The organism is Arachidicoccus rhizosphaerae (genome assembly GCF_900107765.1).
GTDB lineage: Bacteria > Bacteroidota > Bacteroidia > Chitinophagales > Chitinophagaceae > Arachidicoccus > Arachidicoccus rhizosphaerae.
The window spans coordinates 199,631-222,638 of sequence record NZ_FNQY01000006.1; the positions used below are offsets into that span (position 1 = coordinate 199,631).

The following is a 23,008-nucleotide window of genomic DNA, read 5'->3' on the forward strand; positions in this document are numbered from 1 at the left end:
TTGCATAAGTTTAAAACATTTTTATTAGGGTCCAGGACCCTGTCTATCGCGGGACAGATTGTGCTGTGGGTGATGTTTTTTCTGTTCCCCTTACACTTATATAATGTAAGGATCATGGATCCGCACTTTTTCCAGCGGCAGCTCATTGACAATATCTTTTTCGTATTACTGTTTTATGTCAATGTCAATTACCTGGTTCCTAAATACCTGATTAAAGGGCTGAAAACCAAGTATTTTACCGGCGTTGCCATCTTGCTGCTCATCGTCTTTTGTCAGCAGCTGCTGACCGAGAGAGCCTTTCAGCCGCTAAGGCCTCCCAGGTTTGTGCGCCATGAAATGATCTTCCCTCGTGACGGCCGGCCGGGCGGTCCTGAAGATGATTTTCGTATAGAGGAGGGGCAGAGAGACCCCTCGGGCCGCGTAATGATGCAGGGAGAACAGAAGCCTGAAAAAGGCAGTGGCCTGGTAATCTCAGAGGATAAACTCGCCGACAGCGCTTTTATCAAAAAATACGGACTACCGCCCAGACCGGTCATATTGCCCCAGGGAGGTAACCGCAAAAACAGGGATGCGATGTATCCTGATGCCATGCATCAGCAGCTGCCCTGGCTGAATGGGATGGACGGCTTTGCATTTTTTATGGTCCTTCGCCGTTCCTTCACCACTTCCTTGTTACTCTTACTGGTCGGCTCTTTCTGGAAGCTGTCCTTTGTCTGGTCTAAAACGGAAAAGGAGAAAGAAACCCTGGAAAAGGAAAAACTGGGCGCTGAACTCAGGCTATTAAAAAGTCAGATTAACCCGCATTTTCTCTTTAATGTGCTCAACAGTCTGTACGCACTGTCTTATAAGGAAGAGTCTAAGGTGTCGACCTCCATACTCAAGCTTTCTTATATAATGCGTTATATGATCTACGATACCAATGCTGCGGCCGTTCAGTTGCAAAAAGAAGTAGATTATATTGAGAATTACATCGCCCTGCAGCGTTTAAGGATGCCGGACTTTATCGATATCTCCTTCAAGGCGGAAGGGGTGCAGGCGACCCATTTTATTGAACCCATGCTCTTACTGCCTTTTATAGAAAACGCTTTTAAACACGGGGTGAGCTATCTGGCTCCCTCCAGAATCAGTATTCAGCTGGCCGTCAAAGGCGATGAACTCTTTTTAGAAGTAGATAACCCGGTTGTGGAGCATAAGGAAATCGGACCCGAGGCAGAAGGCGGCATTGGACTGACCAACGTCAGAGAGCGGCTTAAACTACTGTACGGGAATTATTATACCCTGAAAATCCAGCAGATTGATCAGCGCTATAATGTGAATTTGCATATTTCATTAAACAAAATAAAAAAGGACCTGTATGATTAAGTGTATTATCATTGACGACGAACCGCTGGCTATTGAGATCCTCAAGGATTTTATTGAGCGGACCCCGGAGACGACACTGGAGGCCAGTTTTGTCAGTGCCACACAGGCCTTAGCCTTTGTAGAACAATCAGATGCAGAGCTGGTCTTCCTGGATGTGCAGATGCCGGATTTAAACGGGATGGACTTTTTAAAACACCTGACCCGTAAGCCGATGGTGATTCTGACAACGGCTTACCAGCAGTTTGCCGTGCAGGGCTATCAGTATGACGTCGTAGGTTTTTTAGAGAAACCCATCGCCTATGGGCAGTTTCTGACGGTCATCCAGAAAGTACGCAAAAAGCTGGAAGAGACCGCCCTTGCGGAAAAGGCTTCCGGTCATAATTTTCTTTTCGTCAGGACAGAATATAAACTCATGAAGATCAATTTTGAGGATATTTTGTTTATCGAAGGCATGAAAGATTATTCCAAAATCTACATTAAACAAAAAGACAAACCCATCATTACCCTGCAGAACCTTAAATCATTTGAAGAAAAGCTGCCGGCGACCCATTTTGTGCGCGTACACCGTTCCTATATTATTTCAGTGGCACATATTGAGATGATCCATAAGAGCAGTGTTATGATCGGCCAGCATGAGCTGCCTATCAGCGACGGGTTCCGCGAGCAGTTAAATAAGATAATTCAGCTCCATTCATAGATTAAGATTCGTTACTGGTAGATAAATTGGGGCGGTTCGTCCATAAATAGACGTTTTGAGTCCATTTTAACGATTTGAACCTCCTTATAACTGATACTTTCACAGCTAAACAAATTGTAAAAAAGGTATTTATGAAAAAAAATAGACTGTTCCTGCTTTTAGGGATCTGCCTTATGCTCAGTACAGCATGTACAAAATCCACCAGTTCGGATGACGAAGAGGACGGAAACTGGGTAACTCGCTCCACGCTGGATGGTGTTGCAAGATCCTTTGCCGTAGCCTTCACCATTGGAGACTATGGTTATATAGGAACTGGCCTGGACGGAAACAACAAACTATTAAGTGATTTCTGGCGTTATGACCCCAGTACCAATTCCTGGACGCAGGTAGCTTCCATGAGTAGCGGCAGACACTCTGCCGTAGCTTTCGCCATCAGCGGTAAGGGATATGTAGGGACCGGAACAGATGGCAATGGCAACTATTATAACGATTTTTATGAATTTGATCCTTCCGCCAATACCTGGACCAGGAAGGCTGATTTTGCCGGTGCGGCCAGATCCAGAGCCGTAGGCTTTGCTATTGGCAGCAAAGGGTATATCACCTGCGGATGGGACGGAACCTACTATAAAGACATGTATGCTTATAACCCCACGACCAACAGTTGGGCTTCTGATATCTCCCTGGGTGGAGACAAGCGCGTAGGAGCCATGTGCTTCGTTTATAATGAGGAGGCTTATGTTGTCGGCGGTACCAATAGCAGCGGACAGGCGGCTACCGATTTCTGGAAATTCTCCCCGTCTACAGACAGCTGGACAGAACTCAATAAAATCACCACCGCTACGGATGATGACTTTGATGATGATTATACCGATATCGTTCGCACCAACGGTGTTGCTTTTGTTATCGGAGACAGAGGTTTCCTTACAACGGGTCAGAGTGTGGATAATGGCAGCTATGTCAACAAGACATGGTGCTATAATTTTGCCACTGACCGCTGGACGCGCAGAACGCCTTATGAAAGTACAAGAGCCAGCCGCCGTGGAGCTGTTGCCTTCGCAGTAGATGGTCGCGCATTTGTCGGCACCGGTATCAATACCGGACAGCCTTTCGATAATTTCGACGAGTTCCTGCCTAGCGAGACTTACGAAGCAAACGACTAATTGAGTTAAAGGTAAGAGGGCTAATAAATGATACAATTCAGTGACAGGCTTTTAAAAGACGTAGGGTTAAGACATCTCGGCCGTACTTTGGTGGTAGCCTCGGCAGTCTTTCTGCTGGGCAGTTGCCAGGGCACCAGCACAACTGGCTCCGGCGCTGTCAAAGACAGCGCCGTAAACGCTGCGGTCCCAGCGCAGCCGTCCGGTCAAAAGACCGTGGCTTCGGCTCCGACCTTTACAGGAGACACCTTAAGTCTGCATGTAAAAGCCGTGGAGCTCCCTGTTACTGAGAAGAATTCGGATACCCTCTGGGGCTATGAAATCTATACAGGAGACAAGCTCTATATCAAACAATACAATGTTCCGGGTGTTGCAGGTCAAAACGGCTTTACCAGTAAAGCAGATGCCGAGAAAATAGCAGAAATGGTCAGCCATAAGCTGAAGACCCATCAGATTCCTTCTATCAGTCAGCAGGAACTGTCTGAGGCAAAGGTGACGTATAAAAGCTACCAGTGAGCCGCCGGAAACATGTACCGGGAGCTACTGTAAACAAAGCCGGACAGCATGCCAGGCCGGTATAGATAAAAAAGAAGTGTTCATTTGCGGGAAGCAGGTATTAGATCCCGACTTTTGATATTAAAGTGGAAAAAGCGAAGGGCGTATGACTACCGGTAAGGCAGTGATCGCCCTTTAGCTTTTTAAAAAGATCAGTAACAGCGAGCAGGCCGCAAAGGCCAGCGCGATAAAAAAGGCATTCAGCCAGAGCCGGGGATAGCCGATCTTTGTTACATTGACAAAGGGATAGGGGTAATGACCCGTTTTACGGCCCAGCCAAACAATATAACCCAGGTAGAGCACCGGGAAAATCAAATAGTAGCCTGCCTGCCAGTAAGATACCAGCCCATGGGGCAAGCGCATACTCCATGAGATAACATAAAGCGCCGGCAGCCAGCTGTGCAGCATGCCATTTGCCAGCCGGTCAAGCCCCGTTAAAGGAAACTCTTTTCTAAGCAAGAGATGGTAGATCACGGCCACAATAATAATATAGACGCAAAGAGCCGTTGACAGCAGTGCCAGCCAGGGCTCCGTGATGATAACCACCGGATAGACGGCCCAAAGGGTAAAGCTCGCGGCTACCAGGGTATTGGACAAAATGGTAAAATAGCCAAAGAAACGGGCGACAGCCCTGCCTATACCGGGTTCAAGCCGGTCATACATCAGTGTCCACTGTAAGATCAGACTCAGCCAGCTGAGCAGCGCAAAACAGGCCGCCATAAAGCGAACGGCGTTTGCCGGAAGGCCGTAGCCATGTCCTGCAAATAAGTGAATCAGCATAGCAGACAGATAACGGGTCATCGTTTTAAATATACTCATCGGAAAACTACCGATAAAGACTTTCAAAGATAACGGCTTCCTGGAATAAAAAAGCCGGCCCGGCTACACAAAAGGTAACAGGACCGGATAAACAAATGGTGAATGAAAAGAGAAAAACGGTTGATGTTATTTTACCACCAATTGGTGCCAGGTAAGAAGCAAAGGCGCTGCTTAAAAGATGAAGGGTCAATGGTTGATATTGACAGCTCATCCTTTTTTAAGGGCCGGGTCAGCCAGATATTTTATCAGTTGTCAGCGGCAAACAGGACAATGTCTAAAGCAGCCAACCAGGGAACCTTTAAAAATGAAGCAGACGCCGTTTCAGGCCTCTACCTGGACTTAATAAGGTATCAGCCATGGGTAAGCATGGCCATCATGGATTGCGCTAGCTGTTCACTGTCAGCCTTGCTGATTAACTGAGACAAATCGTCAATCTCATGCTTGCACAGCAGCATGTTGACCCCGTAATAAGGCGTAGGGATTACAATGTGACGGGCACTCCATTTCTCTACAGGCACCTGTTTAGTCGCCAGATGCTCAATCAACTGACAGAACTTGGTGTAATCCTCTATATTTAAAGACAGCATCACCCCGGCAAAACCGATCTGATAATAGCCGCATTGTCTGCAACGCAGGATGAAGCCGTTTTCTGATGAACTCAGGTTGTTAAAGTCGCACATATTCCATGTTTTTATGTAAACAAAGATGGAGTATGCAGGACGAATCTATTTACAGATTCTGGAAAAAGGTTGTCGATATCAGGAACATTTACCGGAAGCCTATTTGTTTGACAATGAACGCATAAAAAAGCCTTTCCGAAGACCGGAAAGGCTTTTAAAACAGCTATAATTTTGAGCCGGAAAAGAAGCTTTAGTTTTCTGCGATCATCTTTTCAATAGCGGTGTCATATTTTTCTTTCCATTCCCGGATATCACCCCAGGCGTGTCCATCCACCGTGACCGCTGCATCCGTAACGGTACCCAGCAGGCTGAAGTCAACGGATGCCACTTTCAGTGCGGCTTCCAGAGCCTCAGCTGCAGCCGCGGGGACGCTGACAACGACCCTGCTCTGCGCTTCCCCGAACCAGAAGGCATCCTGTCTGATATCCGTAGTTGCGCTGACATCAAAGCCCAGATTGCGGTTAAAGCCTTTTTCCAGCAGGGTAATCATGAGGCCACCCTCGCTGATGTCATGCGCACTCGCTACTAATTTTTCTTTGATCAGTGCCGCTACGGCCTGCTGCAGGTTATATTCTTCCTCCAGATCAAAAGCAGGGACATTAGAGAACTCTACTTTATGCAGCTTGTGCAGGTATTCTGAGGAGCCGATATCATTTTTGGGGCGGCCGATCAGATAAATTTTATCGCCTGCTTTTTTATAGTCCAGGCTCATTTTATTATTAATATCGTCCAGGATCCCGACCATACCGATGGTAGGGGTAGGGTAGACCGGCCCTGTAGGGTTCTGGTTATAGAAGCTGACGTTACCACCCGTAACCGGCGTGTTGAACTTCCTACAGGCTTCTCCCATACCCTGAACCGCTTTTACAAACTGATAGTACACTTCCGGATCATAGGGATTGCCGAAGTTCAGACAGTTGGTCACTCCGATCGGCTCGCCTCCGGAGCAGACAATGTTTCTGGCGGCTTCGGCCACGGCGATCTCAGCGCCAACAAATGGATCGGCATATACATAGCGGCTGTTACAGTCTGTGGTGACAGCCAGGGCTTTGCCTGTGCCTTTGGCTAATACCACCGCTGCATCGCTGGGTGCATTGGTCTGCGTATTGGCTGTACCCACCATGGAGTCATATTGAACCGTGATCCATCTTTTGCTGGCAATATTGGGTAGCTGAATCAGCTGCTCCGCACCCTGCTTCAGGGCATTGTTATCAGCCAGATCTTCAATGCTTTGCTGATCAAAGGCGCTTATCTTATCCAGATAGGCAGGACGGGTATATTCCCGCTCATACTGAGGGGCACCGCCGCCCAGTACCAGCTCTTCAGCCGGAACATCTGCTTCCAGCTCTCCATTCATATAAAATTTTAACTGACCGTCATCTGTGACATAGCCGATTTCACTGCAGGGCAGATCCCATTTTTCAAAAACTTCAATAATCTTGCTTTCCTGGCCTTTGTGCGCTACTAAAAGCATTCTTTCCTGGCTTTCGCTTAACAGCAGTTCCCAGGCTTTCATGTTTTTCTGACGGGTCGGTACTTTTTCCAGATCAATGTGCATCCCTACACCGCCCTTGGCACTCATTTCTGCGGTGGAGCAGATAATACCTGCGGCGCCCATATCCTGCATCCCTACGACAGCGTCTGTTTTCAGGACTTCCAGACAGGCTTCCAGCAGTTTTTTCTCCTGGAAAGGATCGCCCACCTGTACGGCCGGCAATTCCTCTGTGCTTTCCTCTGTAATATTGGCCGAAGCGAAACTGGCCCCGCCAATACCGTCTTTACCCGTGGCACTGCCGACGAAGAAAATAGGATTGCCTTTTCCTTCGGCTGTGGCACTGACGGTTCTTTTGGTATCCACGATACCAACGCTCATCGCGTTGACCAGCGGATTGGTATGGTAACAGTCCTCGAAATAGACTTCACCGGCAACGGTGGGAACGCCAAAGCAGTTGCCGTAATGGCCAATGCCGTGAACGATGCCTGCCATGAGGCGCTGTGTTTTTTTATCTTTTAAGTTCCCGAAACGCAGAGAGTTTAAAGAAGCAATGGGTCTTGCTCCCATGGTAAAGATATCACGCTGGATACCGCCTACTCCCGTGGCTGCCCCCTGGAAAGGTTCAATGGCACTGGGATGGTTATGACTTTCAATTTTAAAGACCACACCGTATCCGCCACCCATATCCATCAGGCCTGCATTTTCTTCACCTGCTGCCACCAGCATCCTGCCACCTTCTCTGGGCAGGGTCTTCAGCCATTTAATAGAGTTTTTATAACTACAGTGTTCACTCCACATGGCACTGAATATACAGAGCTCGGTAAAGTTGGGAGTACGACCTAATTTTTGCTTGATTAACTCAAATTCTTCTGCGGTTAATCGCAGCTCCTGGGCGTGTTGTACGGTAATTTCCATTGGGATCTTTAAGAAAAATTGTAATTGAAATGCCACGCAAATTTATAACAAAAGTTGGGAAAAACAGCCGCCCCGCCCCTGCCTATTTATGCGGATATAAAAGCGGGGAACCGAATGGCGGGCAGGTCTTCATAAGTTTCTGATTCACACGGCTCTAGAAAAGTAACAACTATTTGAAGGGACTTAGTTTTTACTGAGGGTCAGGTATTGCAGTACCAGCACGTCATTAAAAGCAGGACAGTAGTGATAATACATCAGCGCATTTACCGGTATCAGGACCGACTGCAGGGTTCTGGACATATAGGAGGGGATATTGCCGATAAAATAGGCAAAATCACTGTGTTCAACGGCTGGTTCCCAGTGAGCGGTGTCTGGAAGCGCTAGCGCTGGCGGGACCGGGACCGGTAGTGAATAAGGGGCAGCAGCGCTTTGCCGGGCTGCGCTGGCAGGCGCATTACTGAGCAGGTATAGCGCATTTGCCGTAATGATCTTTTCCATAAAAGCACCGGAGGGCTTATCCAACAGGCGGTGGCAGGTTTTTTCGAGTGCCGGTCTGAGCGCTTCCAGGTCCGGCAAAGGCTTTTCAGCCATCAGCCTGGCGTAGTGATAGAGTAAAATAGCCGTTTTACCGTAATAAGGTGCGATGGCCAGGGGGCGGTTTATATAATCCCCGGATCGAATCGTCTGTACAATCAGTTGCAGGGCCGAAGTGTCGGCCGGGGTCCACTTTAACTGGTAGTGGCTGACAAAACTCAGGATATTACTCAGTACCACGGCGTCCATGACTACCGGGAATTTCCGGCCAAACCAGGTTGAATAGGTGTAGAAATGCCGGTAGGACCGGGGCGCCGAGCGCAGCGGCTGCCCCGGGCGCCGTACATACCCCTGCAGTACCTGGTGGAGTTTTTCCAGGCTGTCTTTACCGCCTTTAGGGTCCACAAATCTGGACAGTACGCTGTCATCCATGTCGTCGGGTACCGCGCCGTCTTTTTTAATCAGCGGTATCCACCAGGAGTAAGGAAAGCGGTAGCTCGAGTCGCGGAGCCAGAAATTATAGCTTCCCCGCCCCTGATTGTAAAATCTTGGATAGAGCTCAGCGGAACGGGTAAGCAAAGTGTCTATAACTACTTTGAGGCTATCGGGAAGCCCGGGCCTTACCTTTTTGAGCGTCATGTCTATCAGGATATTATAAAATATCGTGATGTCCTTTTTTTTCTCCTTGTAGTGTCTTCTGTGATGAATATAGGAAGGGTAGCTGCCGGCTAAAAACACGGGGTCTTCCGTGGCCATCTGCTGCTGCCGCTCCATGCGGTGCAGCACAAAACTGATCTGGCTGAGCCGGCGGGCGCCCAGGCTTGTTTGTTGGTTTGTTTGTTGGTTTGTTTTCGGGTTCGGCGTCGGGGCAGCGGACTGACCATACAGGGGGCCGGCGTAAAACATGCAGCATGCAGCCATTCCCGTCCACAGCAGGGCAGTGCTCAAAGCAGGCGGTACCAGGCGCTTTTTTTGCCTTTGGGGAGGCCTTAGCGGTATGTGTTGATTTTTTTGCTGCATGGAATACCAGGTGAACCAAAGCCGTGTACTGCGGAAACTTTCTTTGTCTAATGGATTCAAAATTAAGACAAAACTTAAAAAAATAGTGGCCTCAGCTTAGAGAATACCAGCTGAGGCCACGGTTATGAGGTTCTTATTTCTTGAATGTTATCCCGAGGCGGGTTAAGATCCACCCTGACGGGATTTAGTTTTTCAGTTCCATGGAAGAGTAGTGTTCTACTTTTTCGTTGGTGCTCTTCATCCATTGGGCCAGTTCCGGACAATGCGCGAATGAAGGGTCAATCTGGATATAAAAGTCTTTCATGTGTTTGGTCAGCCAGTCATCCAGTGCGTCCTGTTTTTTAACGGCCAGCGCACGCTGTGCGATTTTGTCATAGTCGTCCTTGATGTTTTCTCTGTGCGGCTCGCTACGTACACGCAGGTAGATAATTCTGACGCCTTGACGGCCTGTCTGATCGGTAAATACCTGCGGATCAGAGAAGTCGCCTACCTTCATGGTCGGTAAGAGTTTAGCCAGGTCTTTATCCTGCAACTGGTCGATGGTAAAAGAGGTGACCGGGCTATAGTTATCATAACCGTAGATGGCACCCGCATTGTATTTTGCATCTTTATCCTCATTATAGCGGTTAAAGGCTTCCGGGAAGGTCATTTTACCAGTGGATAAAAGGTCTTTAATGCTGTCCATTCTTTTTTGAATAATCTGCACTTCTTCATCGGTTACCGGCGGGATCTTAATGATATGACGCACGATGGCATCATTGCCCGCTCTACTCACCATCTGAATAATATGATAGCCCATCTGACTTTTGATAACGGGAGAAATCTGTCCTTCTCTTAAGCGGAAGGCAGCGTTCATGAAGTCCGGATCAATACGGCCTTTATCGTCCTGACGGTTGATGCTCAGCTGACCTCCGGTCTGCTTGGCAGCGGGTTCGTCGGAATAAAGTTTAGCCAGGGCCGCAAAATTGGCTTTTTTATCTTCCACCTGCTTTTTCCAGTCTTCCAGTTCATTTTTTATATAAGCGATTACATCTTCATTGGGTTGAGGATAGATGATGATCTGGCTGGCCTCAAACTGGCTCTCATAGAATTTTAAGCTGTCTTTAGGAATCTGATTATAGTAGGCTTCTACTTCAACCGGGGTAATGGTAACGTCCTGGGCAATAGAGCGCTGCATCTTCTGCGCCAGCAAGGTCTGTTTTAAATCCGGGGTCCATTCCTGCCGCATCTGTTCAATGGTTTTACCGGCTGCCTGTTCGAGTCTTTCTCTGGAACCGAACTGCTGCAGGTACATCTGGATCTTACTCTGAAAGGCCTGCGTGACCTCGTCATCAGAGAAAGGCAGGGAGTCTCTTTGTGCCTGGATAGCCAGGGCCTTCATCATCACCTGCGTTTTAAGGATATGACATTCCAGATCCGGTGGCAGGTTTGTAAATTCCGGGTTGCTCCTGTATTGGTTGACACCTTCCTGAATATCAGACTGCAGGACGATATCGTCGCCTACCTGTGCGATAATCTTATCTGCTACTACTTTATTGGAAGGGGCTTGCTGGGCCTTTGTGATGCCCGCAAGGCTAAGCGCCATAGCAGCCAGGGTCAATCCCTTTTTGATCATTTTTTTTTGCATTACCAATGATTATCTAAAAGTTTCGCAGGCCAGAGATGGCTACCGCGGTCTCAAAAATAGTGATTTGAAGGCAGTTAAAACCAGTGGTAGCGGGTTTTAACAAAATGTATTTAATTTGAAATGAGGATAAATAAAAGGGCTAAATTATTTTAATTAAAAACAATTTAGCCCTTGAAAAATATAAGGTTTACTTCCGGATAACCGCAGTGCTTTAAATAATTATAAAGCGGTGGTTATTAGAGTGTACGCTTGATTTCCTCTTGTTCGTAGGCTACGATATTGTCGCCTACCTGAATATCGGTAAAGTTCTTCATGGTCAGACCGCACTCGTAACCCTGTGCCACTTCTTTGACATCGTCTTTGAAGCGTTTTAAGCTGCCCAGTTCGGAGTAAGCTCCTTCCTGTCTGGGATAAACGAGGATCCCGTCGCGGAATAACCGGATTTTGTGGTCTCTTTTGATCTTTCCTTCCAGCACATAACAACCGGCAACGGTGGCTTTGTCGAACTTATAAACTTCTCTGATTTCAACGGTGGCGACTTCTTTTTCCTGAATCTTGGGTTCAAGCATCCCTTCCATGGCGCTCTTGATTTCTTCAATCGCGTTATAGATAATGGAGTAGGTCTTGATTTCCACGCCTTCCTCATCTGCAAGGCGGGCTGCCTGAGAAGAGGCACGGACATTAAAGCCAAGTACGATGGCATCAGAAGCTGTTGCCAGCAGTACGTCGCTCTCAGAAATCTGACCCACGGCCTTGTGTACCACGGTAACCACGATTTCTTCCGTAGAGAGTTTTTGCAGGGAGTCACTGAGGGCTTCCACGGAACCGTCCACGTCACCTTTGATGATAATGTTGAGTTCTTTAAAGTTACCCAGTGCCAGACGACGACCAATTTCATCGAGCGTGATATGCTTACGGGTTCTGAGTCCCTGTTCACGCATGATCTGTGCTCTTTTATTGGCAATATCCTTGGCCTCGGACTCATCCTGATACACCTTGATTTTTTCACCGGCCTGCGGTGCGCCGTTCAGACCTAAGACCTGTACCGGTGTGGAAGGTCCGGCTTCTTCAATACGCTGGTTCAGCTCATTGAACATGGCTTTCATTCTTCCGTAATACTGACCGGCCACCACCAGGTCTCCCTGACGCAGGGTTCCGTTCTGTACCAGTAAGGTGGCTACATAACCGCGGCCTTTATCCAGGGAAGCTTCCACGATAGAACCGCTGGCTTCTCTGTTTGGATTGGCCTTGAGTTCCAGTACTTCCGCTTCCAGCAGGATTTTTTCCAGTAAAGCGTCCACGTTTAATCCCTGTTTGGCAGAAATCTCCTGACTCTGGAACTTACCGCCCCATTCCTCAACCAGGATATTCATCTGGGAGAGTTGTTCATAGATTTTCTGCGGATTGGCGCCGTCTTTATCGATTTTGTTGATCGCAAAGATCATCGGCACACCAGCTGCCTGCGCATGGCTGATGGCTTCCTTGGTCTGTGGCATTACTGCGTCATCGGCAGCGACCACAATAACCGCGATATCCGTTACCTTGGCACCTCTGGCACGCATGGCGGTAAAGGCCTCGTGACCCGGAGTATCCAGGAAGGTAATTTTGTTGTCTCCTACATTAACGACGTAGGCTCCGATATGCTGCGTGATACCACCGGCTTCGCCGCTGGCCACTTTGGTTCTTCTGATATAATCCAGCAGTGAGGTCTTACCATGGTCAACGTGACCCATGATGGTCACAATCGGATTACGCGGCAACAGATCTTCCGGTGCGTCCGTATCCTGCTGCTGCTCTTCCTCATTGACATCATCCAGACCGATAAAGTCTACTTCAAAACCAAATTCTTCCGCTACCAGTTCAATGACTTCCGCGTCCAGACGCTGGTTGATAGATACCATGATGCCCAGGCCCATACATTTACTGATGATATCGGTAAAGCTGACATCCATCAGATTGGCCAGGTCGCTCACGGTAATAAATTCTGTTACCTGTAAGCGGGTATCCTGTCTGGCTGCAGCGGCTTCCATCGCTTCGGCCATTTCCTGGCGTTTTTCTCTGCGGTGTTTTGCCTTGCTTTTAGCCTTAGAACCTCCGGAACCGGCCAGTTTAGCCTGTGTTTCCTTGATTTTCTCCTGGATACGTTTCTGGTCGATTTCTTTTTCAGCCTCTGTATGAGGTGTATATCTGGGGCGGTTGCCGGGTTTATTATTACCGCCATGAGGCGCTCCATGCTGACCCGGACGGTTATTGTTATGTCCCTGCCCCGGGCGGTTACCCTGTCCGCCGCGGTTATGACCGCCACCCTGGTTGGTATCACCTGCACTGGCAGGTCTTTTGTTTTCCAGAGGGATACGCTTGCGTTTACGGCCACTATCCTTATTGGGTTTAGGACGAGTGTCAGAATCTACCGGCAGCTGGATCTTCCCTAAGATTTTAGGCCCTTCCAGTTTAGCTGCACGGATATTTTCAATGACAGGGGCTTTGTTTTCCTCTGCTTCCGGTTTAGGCTGCGGTGCCGGCTGCGGTGCCGGCTGAGGCGCTGCTATAGGCGCTTTGGGTGCGAAGGCTGCTGCTGCCGGTTTTTCTGTTTTATGTTCCGTTTTAGGGGCCTGTTTAGGCTCCACTTTCTGCTCTGGTTTTTTATGTTTCTCTTCCTTTTTAGGAGCCGCCTTTTTAGGGCGGGTAGAAGAGTCGATGGCAGAAAGATCTATTTTATCTATAATTTTAAGACCTTCGATTTCCGGGGTCTTTGCTTTAGCCGGCGGTTCGTTTTCCGGTTCTGGCTGCGGGCTGACCGCAGCAGAAGTGGCTTCACTGGTCTCAGGGGCCGGTTCAGGCGTCTGCGGCGCTTTTGCTTCCGCTTCAGGAGCCGCAGCAGCAGGCGTAGCCTTAGGCTCGGCTGCCGGTAATGCTTCCGGGGCAGGTTGTGACGGAGTCGCCGGAGGTTCCGGTGCGCTGATTTCAGGGGCAGCAGTCTCTGGCTGCACTTCAGGTGCAGGCGGTGCAACCGGTCCGGTTGTGTGGGGTACTTCTTTTTGCTCAGCCGCAGGCTGCGTTGCTTCTGCTTCTTCCTTTTTCTTCTTTTCTTTTTCTGCCTGGGTAGCTACTGTACTTTTAGGAATCTCAATTTTATCAGCTTTGTCTTTAGCCAGTTTATCACTCTGAAACTCACGCTGAAGGGCAGCATATTGCTCCTCGGTCAATTTGGCCGTGGGTTTGAGTTCGTCCTTGTTAAATCCTTTGCTGTCAAGAAATTCTATGAGCGTTTCCTGCCCAATGTTAAACTCCTTGGCGGCTGCCAATAATCTTGGTAATTTCAATTCTGCCATATTTTCTTTTAGTCGTAGATAAGGAAGTTGACGGCTGGCGCTTACCAGTGGGTAGCCCTATCTACTCTTTTTCAAATTCTTCTTCGAGGATTCGCCTGATGTCCTGGATGGTTTCTTTTTCCAGGTCGGTTCTTCTTTCAAGCTCTTCCGGTGTAAGGGCCAGTACACTGCGGGCAGTATCACAACCTACACGTTTTAATTCATCGATGATCCACATATCGATTTCATCGGAGAATTCAACAAGGTCAATATCAAATTCTTCGGTTTCTTCGTTTTCACGGTATACATCTATATTATATCCTGTGAGTTCACAGGCCAGTTTGATGTTCACTCCACGGCGGCCAATGGCCAGGGATACCTGGTCTGCCTGCAGATATACTTCTGCACGCTTTTTCTCATTGTCCAGCTCCATATAACTGATTTTAGCGGGCGTAAGTGAACGCTGAATCAGTAACTGGGTATTGGTGGTGAAATTAATCACATCAATATTTTCATTTTTCAGTTCGCGGACGATCCCGTGGATACGGCTGCCTTTCATACCGACGCAGGCACCTACCGGATCGATTCTGTCATCATAGCTTTCAACGGCTACTTTCGCTCTTTCGCCGGGTTCTCTGACAATCTTTTTAATGGTAATCAGTCCTTCAGCGATTTCCGGAACTTCCATTTCCATGAGTTTTTCCAGGAAAACCGGATTGGTACGGCTTAAGATAATAACCGGTGTATTGTTTTTAACGTCCACGCGGCTGATGACGGCGCGGGTGTTTTCGCCTTTCTTAAAGAAATCCTGCGGTATCTGTTCGGATTTTGGCAAAATCAGTTCATTGCCATCATCATCCAGCAGTAATACCTCCTTTCTCCACACCTGATACACTTCTGCGTTAATCATTTCTCCCAGACGGCCTTCGTATTGCTGTACCAGCAGATTTTTCTTTAAATCACCGATACGGCTGGCCAGGGTCTGCTTAGCGGCCAGAATAGCCCGGCGACCAAAGTCAAATAAATCCACGGATTCAATCAGTTCTTCACCGACTTCAAAGTCCGGTTCAATTTTAATGGCTTCACTGTAAGCAATTTCTGCCAGGGGATCTTCCACCTCTCCGTCTTCAACGATCATACGTCTTCTGAAGATTTCCAGGTCACCCTGTTCTGCATTGACGATCACGTCAAAGTTCTCATCACTTACATATTTTTTTCGAAGCAGTGTTTTAAAGACATCCTCAACCACTTTCATCATGGTCGGACGGTCAATGTTTTCCGCGTCCTTAAATTCCTGAAACGCTTCGATCAGATTAATACTTGCCATATTATACCATTTTAAGCCGGGAATACCCCCGCTTTTTAAAACTGAATTTGAACAATTGTTGTTTTTATATCTTTAAACGGCAGGGCTATAACTTCCGTTACAGCTTTTTTGCCTTTTCCTTTTGTTTCTTCTATAGAAAAGCTGTCCTCTCCAACCTCTTTCAAAATACCTTCCAGCTTTCTTTCATCCAGCAAAGTAACTTCTACTTTGCGTCCTATATTCTTTTTATACTGCCGGATATCTGCCAGCGGTTCATCTACACCCGGTGAAGATACCTCTAAAGAGAAATCTCCTTCCGGATAAAGTCCCGCTTCCTCTATTTTCTTATACAGGGCCCGGTTAAATTTAATACACTGATCAATGGTAATGCCCTGGTCGCCGTCAATATAAATCTTATAATTATTGGTGGGTTTTACTTTGAATCTTACTTTAAAATAAGTGGTTTCTGCTGCTAAAATCTCATCCAGAAAAGCCTCCACCTGATCAAATATAAGTCCTTCTGACATAACGTTTATTTTGAAAATAACAGAAGGGAACGTTAGCCGTTCCCTTCATCCTCCGTTCTTTACACCGCAAAGGTAGTATAATATTGGGATTCAATCCAAATATTAATTTATCCGGATCTATCCTGAGGGATTCTGAAAGGAGGCCGGCTGTCCGGCTATCCAATAATTAATGTATATATAATATAAAGCAGCAGGGGTGTCCTGCGCTTTGTTTGCATTGCAAGGGAGGCAGACCGGATTTTCTGCCGCGGGACTACTCTGCCATATCTGATTGCGAAGCCGGCGTCTGGAGCTTGTCCCGGGCATCTTTTTTTGCCTGTTTACCCATATCCAGAATCCAGTCTTTTCTTTTGAGTTCAAAGTTGGTTCCCAGGTAAAGGCTTCTAACCTTTTCATCATCAGCCAGTTCTTCCGCTGTTCCGTGCTTATATATCTTACCCTCAATCAGTAAATAGGCCCGGTCACAGATAGAGAGCGTCTCATTTACGTTGTGGTCAGTAATCAGAATACCGATGTTTTTATATTTAAGCTTGGCCACCACTGCCTGAATATCTTCCACCGCAATGGGGTCAACCCCGGCAAAGGGCTCATCCAATAAGATAAATTTAGGGTCCACCGCCAGAGCGCGGGCAATTTCCGTCCGTCTTCTCTCTCCGCCGCTCAGGCTGTCTCCGTTGTTTTTACGCACATGATGCAGGTTGAACTCATCTAATAAGTCCTCAAGTTTGGCGGCTCTTTCTGCCTTGGAGAGTCTGGTCATCTCGAGCACGGCCATGATATTATCCTCCACACTGAGTTTTCTGAAGACAGAAGCTTCCTGAGGGAGGTAGCCGATGCCCATCTGAGCCCTTTTATACATGGGAAGCTTTGTAATCTCCTGATCATTAAGGAAAACAGTTCCTTCATCGGGTTTAATCAAGCCGACGACCATATAAAAAGAGGTGGTCTTGCCGGCTCCATTAGGTCCCAGCAGCCCCACGATTTCTCCCTGGGTGACCTGAACAGATACCTGATCCACCACCGTTCTGTTGCGATAGGATTTGACCAGTTTATTTGTATAGATAGTGATACTCAAGGGATGCCGTTTTATGTGCTTATGTGCCGGATGAATTTATGGGCGTAAAGATAAGATTCGTTTTTGAATGCTGGCCTGCTCCTTTTTAAATTAATTGCTAAGGGCGGCCCAAAAATCGGGAGCGCCGGATTTTGGGCGGTTTGCCCCTCCGACTGGAGGGTGAATTTAGGGTCAGGTTTGCAAAGTTGCCCTCAAAATGGGGTCATTTTTCGAACTTGGAGACATATTTTATGAATATTAAATAAAAACAAATATGATAAAAATATTCCGGTTTCTTCGACAAAAATCCCTTTTTGGCGGATATTTTTATATGATAAAAAATAGATTATAATTGGTAATAAAGCTATTAACGAACGTTAAGTATTGGTCAAACGCTGAATAGCAGCGGCTTTGCAGGATAATTGTATATAAATAGTAATAAAAAATATATACTTTAAATATAAAATTGTATTGAAAAAACTATATAAATTTGTTTTATCTAAACAGATATATAAAAATATAATTTAAAATAGACACCAATGATTACAAATTTTAATTTTAAAAAATGGGCGCCTTTTACGGTGCTGGCCATTGTGGCCCTGCTTTCCTTATTTGTTCCGGAATCTTCTATGTTTGACGGAACCTCTGTTTATAACGCTGCTGATATAGCCTGGATACTGGTCGCAACCGCACTGGTCTTTTTAATGACACCCGGACTGTCTCTTTTTTACGGCGGAATGGTGAACCGCAAAAATATTTTGTCCACCATGATTAAAAGTGTGGTGGCTGCCGGAGTAGTCGGTGTTCTGTGGATTGTTGTTGGGTTCAGCCTGGCTTTTGGTCATTCCATGGGCGGGGTAATCGGCGATCCGACGACTTTTCTCTTTTTTGATCATGTGGCTTCCGGCGCACCCTGGGTCGGTGCACCCACCATCCCACTGATGCTTTTTGCCTTGTTTCAGCTGATGTTCGCCATCATTACCCCGGGTCTGGTGGTAGGAGCCGTTGCAGAAAGGATCCGTTTTACGGCTTATATCTTATTTATCGTATTATTCAGCCTTTTGGTTTACTGTCCGCTGGCGCACTGGTGCTGGAATCCGGATGGCTTTCTGGCCAAAATGGGTGTGCTGGACTTTGCCGGCGGTACCGTGGTACATATCTCAGCCGGTTGCGCAGCACTGGCAGGTGCCATCGTTTTGAAACGCAGAAAATCTCATCTGGAAAATATTGAGACCGCTCCGGCCAATATTCCTTATGTGCTCATAGGAACCAGTCTGTTATGGTTCGGGTGGTTCGGATTTAACGCGGGATCCGCCCTGGCCGCTAACGGTCTTGCGGTATCCGCATTTGCAACCACCAATACGGCTGCTGCCGCTGCCGGACTTTCCTGGATGTTCTTTGATGTATTAAAAGGTAAAAAACCTTCTGTACTTGGTTTTTGCATCGGTGCCGTTGTGGGACTGGTGGCAATTACTCCTGGGGCTGGTTTTGTGTCTATTGCCAGCTCCATATTTATCGGTGTATTATCGGCCGTGGTTTCTAATGTGGCCGTGTATTATAAAACAAAATCCACGCTGGATGATGTGCTGGATGTGTTTCCTTGCCATGGTATCGGTGGCATCGTGGGGATGCTGCTGACCGGTGTTTTTGCCTCTAAGGCGGTAAACCCGGCCGGCGCCAACGGACTTTTCTTTGGTAACGCTTCTTTTTTTATGACCCAGCTGGCGGGTATGGCCATCGTGGTGGTCTTCAGCTTTGGTATGTCTTATGGCATTTTTAAATTCATCAACTTCATCCTGCCCTTGCGCGTCAGTGAAGAAGAGGAAGAATTAGGTCTGGATGCATCGCAGCATAATGAAAAATACCTGGACCTTCCAGTGGCTGCCGCTAATTATACTTACGAGCAGGAAGCGTTTACTGCCTAGTCTGAACGGATTTATTTAAAGATTCTTCGTACTAATATTTCTACCATAAGGCCTTTTCTACTTGGACATGAAAAGGCCTTTTTTGATTTAAATTTTCAGATTGCCTGAGCGCCTGGTATCTACATCTCATTTCAATACTATTTTGTGTTATAAGATAATTTTTGAGGGGAAGGATAAATAGGGATTGACATTATTTATAACTTTTAAATCGTTTATCTTATGAAGATCAAGCCACTGTTCTTAGCGGCCGCAATGTTTTGCTCCAGCTGGGTGAATGCCCAGGATAGCGTAATAGACAGCCTGACGGAAGGTCATCCCAATGGTCAGATTTACAAGGACCGGTATCAGTCTTTAACGCTGAACGGAAACCTGGATGTTTATTACAAAAATGTATTCAGGGGGACTAAAAATGCGACCACAAGTTTTACGTCCAAAAATCAAAGCTTTCAGTTGGGCATGGCCAGCGTGCAACTGGCCTATCAGTATAAAAAGTCAGGAGTAGTGGTGGACCTGGGCTTCGGACCCAGGGCGGAGGACTTCTCTTATACGGACCAGGGCGCGAGAGCCGCCATCAAACAGGCCTATGTCTATTATGAACCGGTGACAGGCCTTAGGTTTTCGGCAGGTACCTGGGCCACACATATTGGTTATGAGGTGCTGGATCCTGCCCTGAATGCCAACTATAGTATGTCTTATCTGTTTTCCACCGGGCCTTTTTCCAACACCGGCCTGAAGGCGGAGTACAGCGCCGGCAATCACCACCTGATGGCGGGCATCAGTAATCCAACCGATTACCGGGTCACCCCTGATCAGGCTACGCATGCAAAGACCTTGATTGCACGCTACAGTTTTGAAAAGGAAAATGGGCTGATCCTGGCGCTCAACTATTCAGGAGGTAAGCAGATAGACAGTTCAAAGATTCAGCAGCTAGACGCAGTGATCTGTCTTCCGGCCATTTATAACATCAGCCTTGGCTGGAACGGCTCCGTCTGTTTCAGGAAAAAAGAGTCGGAGGTGTTGCCGGGCGGGGACACCGGTTGGAAAAACTGGTGGGGACAGGCGCTCTATCTGAATTACCACTTAACGGATCATCTACAGCTGGCATTAAGGGAAGAGTATTTTACCGACACCAAGGCGCTGAGCCCCGCCATGCTGGGTACCCACGTTTGGTCGGGTACTGCTACCCTTAAATTTACAGAAGGGGATTTTAGCGTTTTCCCTGAATTCAGATGGGATAAATTTGCTAAGCCCTATGGCAGCTCTTATAGCAGTCAGTTATACGGACTGCTGGCGGTCGCCTATCAGTTTTAAACAACCCATGAATAAAAATGCCGCCCTTTTCGCAAGTTGCGGATAAGAGGCGGCATTCTGATTTAAGCTGGCGCATACGCCTTAAGCGTAGTTATGCAATAACTTTTAAAGTGTTTTTGATTTTATTGGCTTTAAAAATCAGCTCCTGCGGCTCCTGGCTTAATATGGTCACATGGCCCATTTTTCGGCCGGGCTTTGTCGTTTTTTTGCCATACAGATGAATAAAGACGTTGTCCATTTTCAGCACTTCTTCCAGCCCCTCATAAATGGCATCACCGGTATAACCCGGTGCACCCAGAATATTGACAATGGAGGAAGGGATAATGGGCTGGGTGTTACCCAGTGGCAATTGCATCAGAATCCTTAATAACATATGGTACTGACTGCAATAATTGGCCTCAATGGTATGATGTCCGCTGTTGTGCACTCTGGGAGCTGTTTCATTGACCCAGACATTCCCTTTGCGGTCAATAAAGAGCTCTACGGCAAAAAGTCCCGGACTGTCCAGCTTTTCAACTACTTTCTGAGCCATGGCTTCTGCCTTCCAGAGGATCTGTTTGTCGATACGGGCGGGAGAGAGCTGAAAATCCAGTAAATTCAGTTTAGGATCAAAAAGCATCTCTACGGCAGGGAATAAAGTCAGCTGTCCGGCGTCGTTTTTAGCCACGGTAATAGCGATTTCTTTTTCTATTTCCACCATGGTCTCCATAACGGCCGGCTGGTCAAAAGCTCTTTCTAAATCGCTCTGCTTATGGAGTACTTCTACGCCTCTGCCATCATAGCCGCCTTCCCCCAGTTTATGCACTGCGGGCAGTAAATCGGTTCTGGACTGCGCCTCAGCCTTATTTTGTGTGATAATAAAGGCGGGAGAGGGAATCTCGTTTTCTTTATAGAAAGTCTTCTGAAGAATCTTGTTTTTAATGGTACGGATGGCGGAAGGTTTAGGATAGACCCGGACTCCTTCTTTTTCCAGGGCTTCCAGGGCATCTACATTCACCGCCTCGATTTCTATGGTGAGGGCGTCCAGTCCTTTGCCAAAATGATAGACATCGTCAAAACTCTGGATATCTCCTTTCACAAAGTGATGGCACAGATGGGCGGCAGGGCACCCGGGGTCGTTTTCCAGTACATAGGTTTCAACTACAAAGTCTGCGGCTGCCTGTAGTAACATGCGTCCCAGCTGACCGCCTCCGAGTATTCCGATTTTTTGCATAGCGCTATTTAAGATGATTGCCTTTTGCCCCCTTTTTAAATGATTGAATAGTCTGCGAAAAAGGGTAAGGGAGCGCCAAAATTACGGATTTGGGATTGAATATGGATAGCCGACTGCCAGATTGAGGGCTTAATTTTTTAACCCGGCCAATTTATAAGGATACATTAAACCCCGTTTTTTGATCCGAAGAACCCTGGGGTGTACTACTCTTTATTGGATATCAATGGATTAGTTTTATCCTTCTGCCGGTGAAAACCAGCGCTTTTGCGTGAATTCTGGCATTTTTTCTGCATTTTTGCAGGAGTTTCCTATTAAACGATTAATTCAGTAGCATATATGGCAGGGATATACCAGAAATTTATGGACCAGAAAAAAACAGGCAAAAAAGCATTTGCCGTTTTAATTGATCCGGATAAAATGAGTGATGCTGATATTGACCGGATTGTGGATCATGCCCTGCAGGCCCGTGTGGATTATTTTTTTGTTGGCGGCAGTCTGGTGGTCGTCAATACGGTGGATCAGAATATTCAGCGCATTAAATCCAGATGTGATATCCCGGTCGTGCTTTTCCCTGGTTCCCCTTCTCAGGTCTCTAAATATGCGGACGCTTTATTTTATCTTTCCCTTATTTCCGGAAGAAATCCGGAACTGTTAATAGGGCAGCATGTCATCAGTGCAGCCATGGTCCGCTCCAGCGGCCTGGAAATAATGCCTACGGGATATATGGTCATAGATGGCGGGGCTCCCACTTCCGTTTCTTATATTGCCAATACCGCGCCTATCCCGGCAGATAAGGACAATATTGCGCTTTGTACGGCCATGGCCGGCGAAATGCTGGGGCTCAGATTAATTTATATGGACGCCGGCAGCGGCGCTAAAAATCCGATTCAGGAAAATATGATCAGACGCGTGGCCGGCAGCATTGCGGTACCCCTGATCGTAGGCGGCGGCATCCGGACACCGGAAAAAGCAGCGGCGAACTGTAAGGCGGGGGCTGATGTGATTGTGGTGGGCAATGCCATTGAAAAAGATATTCACCTGATGCAGGCGCTCAGTGAGGCCGTACATCAGAGCTGCTAAAATCTTAAGGGACATCATTTACAGCTTTTCGCAGCACCGACTTCTGGTTTTAACACTATTGTATAAATAAAGTCTGCTCAATAACTCACCGCTAGGTGATCATTAACACATTATAATAATTTTTAATTCTGAAATTTCCGGCTAGCCTGACTACATGATAGGCTAGCCAATTTTGTATCCTTAATAGTAGGGATACAGGTGCCTGCCTGGTCATCCGGACCAGGTTTAGCACCAGGGCTATAGTAGATATCCATGAAGTACTTGTATTGGCCAGCTTGGCTTTTATATTGTCCATGCCATATCTGGTCTTTGCTTGGCCAAATTTTCCCTCTATTGGATTTCTTTCGCCCGGTCTTATGTGATTTTTCACTGCCGTTGCGGATGGACGACCTAGCGGTTTCGCAACAAGTTTTATGTTTT

The 23,008-nt window shown here is 47.2% G+C and carries 18 protein-coding genes; 7 read left to right on the forward strand and 11 right to left on the reverse strand.

All coding sequences use genetic code 11. The features are described 5' to 3' along the window. The 4 genes from BLU80_RS07240 (at nucleotide 1) to BLU80_RS07255 (ending at nucleotide 3,732) form a co-directional block, all read left to right on the forward strand. Entirely contained in the window at nucleotides 1-1,362 is a 1,362-nt protein-coding gene (locus tag BLU80_RS07240; protein WP_091395770.1) for a sensor histidine kinase, read from the forward strand. Next, nucleotides 1,355-2,059: a LytR/AlgR family response regulator transcription factor gene (locus BLU80_RS07245; RefSeq protein WP_091395773.1), complete on the forward strand. Its 705-nt coding sequence runs from the start codon at nucleotides 1,355-1,357 to the stop codon at nucleotides 2,057-2,059. The genes BLU80_RS07240 and BLU80_RS07245 overlap by 8 nt, the downstream gene beginning before the upstream one ends. A 131-nt stretch (nucleotides 2,060-2,190) precedes the next feature. Beyond that, a complete protein-coding gene (locus BLU80_RS07250) occupies nucleotides 2,191-3,219 on the forward strand; it encodes a Kelch repeat-containing protein (protein WP_091395776.1) in 1,029 nt (342 codons plus the stop codon). Nucleotides 3,220-3,246: 27 nt separating this feature from the next. Further along, nucleotides 3,247-3,732 (forward strand): DUF4907 domain-containing protein, encoded by a 486-nt coding sequence (locus BLU80_RS07255; RefSeq protein ID WP_091395780.1) that lies wholly within the window; start codon nucleotides 3,247-3,249, stop codon nucleotides 3,730-3,732. A gap of 174 nt (nucleotides 3,733-3,906) precedes the next feature. On the opposite strand, the gene BLU80_RS07260 is transcribed toward BLU80_RS07255, so the two are convergent. The 9 genes from BLU80_RS07260 to lptB form a co-directional block, all read right to left on the reverse strand. Further along, nucleotides 3,907-4,590 carry a Pr6Pr family membrane protein gene (locus BLU80_RS07260; RefSeq protein ID WP_139188104.1) on the reverse strand — a complete coding sequence of 228 codons (684 nt, stop codon included), beginning with the start codon at nucleotides 4,588-4,590 and terminating at the stop codon, nucleotides 3,907-3,909. Between the two features lie 350 nt (nucleotides 4,591-4,940). Further along, nucleotides 4,941-5,270, reverse strand: coding sequence for a DUF6686 family protein (locus BLU80_RS07270; RefSeq protein WP_091395790.1), 330 nt, complete (start codon nucleotides 5,268-5,270; stop codon nucleotides 4,941-4,943). 190 nt (nucleotides 5,271-5,460) lie between these two features. Beyond that, nucleotides 5,461-7,680, reverse strand: a complete 2,220-nt coding sequence (purL, locus tag BLU80_RS07275; protein WP_091395793.1) for a phosphoribosylformylglycinamidine synthase subunit PurL — start codon at nucleotides 7,678-7,680, stop codon at nucleotides 5,461-5,463. Between the two features lie 183 nt (nucleotides 7,681-7,863). Beyond that, nucleotides 7,864-9,294, reverse strand: coding sequence for a hypothetical protein (locus BLU80_RS07280; protein ID WP_091395797.1), 1,431 nt, complete (start codon nucleotides 9,292-9,294; stop codon nucleotides 7,864-7,866). A gap of 124 nt (nucleotides 9,295-9,418) precedes the next feature. Next, nucleotides 9,419-10,861, reverse strand: a complete 1,443-nt coding sequence (locus tag BLU80_RS07285) for a peptidylprolyl isomerase (protein ID WP_091395800.1) — start codon at nucleotides 10,859-10,861, stop codon at nucleotides 9,419-9,421. A gap of 236 nt (nucleotides 10,862-11,097) precedes the next feature. Then, nucleotides 11,098-14,193: a translation initiation factor IF-2 gene (gene infB / locus BLU80_RS07290; protein WP_091395803.1), complete on the reverse strand. Its 3,096-nt coding sequence runs from the start codon at nucleotides 14,191-14,193 to the stop codon at nucleotides 11,098-11,100. Nucleotides 14,194-14,254: 61 nt separating this feature from the next. After that, nucleotides 14,255-15,499 carry a transcription termination factor NusA gene (gene nusA / locus BLU80_RS07295; protein WP_091395808.1) on the reverse strand — a complete coding sequence of 415 codons (1,245 nt, stop codon included), beginning with the start codon at nucleotides 15,497-15,499 and terminating at the stop codon, nucleotides 14,255-14,257. Nucleotides 15,500-15,534: 35 nt separating this feature from the next. Then, the gene (locus BLU80_RS07300; protein WP_091395811.1) at nucleotides 15,535-16,005 is read right to left on the reverse strand and encodes a ribosome maturation factor RimP; all 471 of its coding nucleotides are present in this window, start codon (nucleotides 16,003-16,005) and stop codon (nucleotides 15,535-15,537) included. A gap of 253 nt (nucleotides 16,006-16,258) precedes the next feature. Continuing rightward, entirely contained in the window at nucleotides 16,259-17,080 is an 822-nt protein-coding gene (lptB, locus tag BLU80_RS07305; protein WP_091395815.1) for an LPS export ABC transporter ATP-binding protein, read from the reverse strand. 518 nt (nucleotides 17,081-17,598) lie between these two features. Here lptB and BLU80_RS07310 point away from each other — a divergent pair. Together BLU80_RS07310 and BLU80_RS07315 are read left to right on the forward strand one after the other, a co-directional pair. Further along, nucleotides 17,599-18,984 (forward strand): ammonium transporter, encoded by a 1,386-nt coding sequence (locus tag BLU80_RS07310; RefSeq protein WP_091395819.1) that lies wholly within the window; start codon nucleotides 17,599-17,601, stop codon nucleotides 18,982-18,984. A 219-nt stretch (nucleotides 18,985-19,203) separates the two neighbouring features. Next, nucleotides 19,204-20,295 carry an outer membrane beta-barrel protein gene (locus BLU80_RS07315; RefSeq protein ID WP_091395822.1) on the forward strand — a complete coding sequence of 364 codons (1,092 nt, stop codon included), beginning with the start codon at nucleotides 19,204-19,206 and terminating at the stop codon, nucleotides 20,293-20,295. Nucleotides 20,296-20,386: 91 nt separating this feature from the next. Here the strand turns inward: BLU80_RS07315 and BLU80_RS07320 are convergent, their stop codons facing one another. Continuing rightward, complete coding sequence (locus tag BLU80_RS07320; protein WP_091395825.1) at nucleotides 20,387-21,508, reverse strand: 5-(carboxyamino)imidazole ribonucleotide synthase; 1,122 nt, start codon at nucleotides 21,506-21,508, stop codon at nucleotides 20,387-20,389. 336 nt (nucleotides 21,509-21,844) lie between these two features. Here BLU80_RS07320 and BLU80_RS07325 point away from each other — a divergent pair, with 336 nt between their 5' ends. Continuing rightward, nucleotides 21,845-22,588 (forward strand): phosphoglycerol geranylgeranyltransferase, encoded by a 744-nt coding sequence (locus BLU80_RS07325; protein ID WP_091395828.1) that lies wholly within the window; start codon nucleotides 21,845-21,847, stop codon nucleotides 22,586-22,588. A 91-nt stretch (nucleotides 22,589-22,679) separates the two neighbouring features. Here the strand turns inward: BLU80_RS07325 and BLU80_RS07330 are convergent. Continuing rightward, nucleotides 22,680-23,008, reverse strand: a 329-nt coding sequence (locus BLU80_RS07330) for a transposase (RefSeq protein ID WP_211481787.1), incomplete at its 5' end; no start/stop codon positions are given.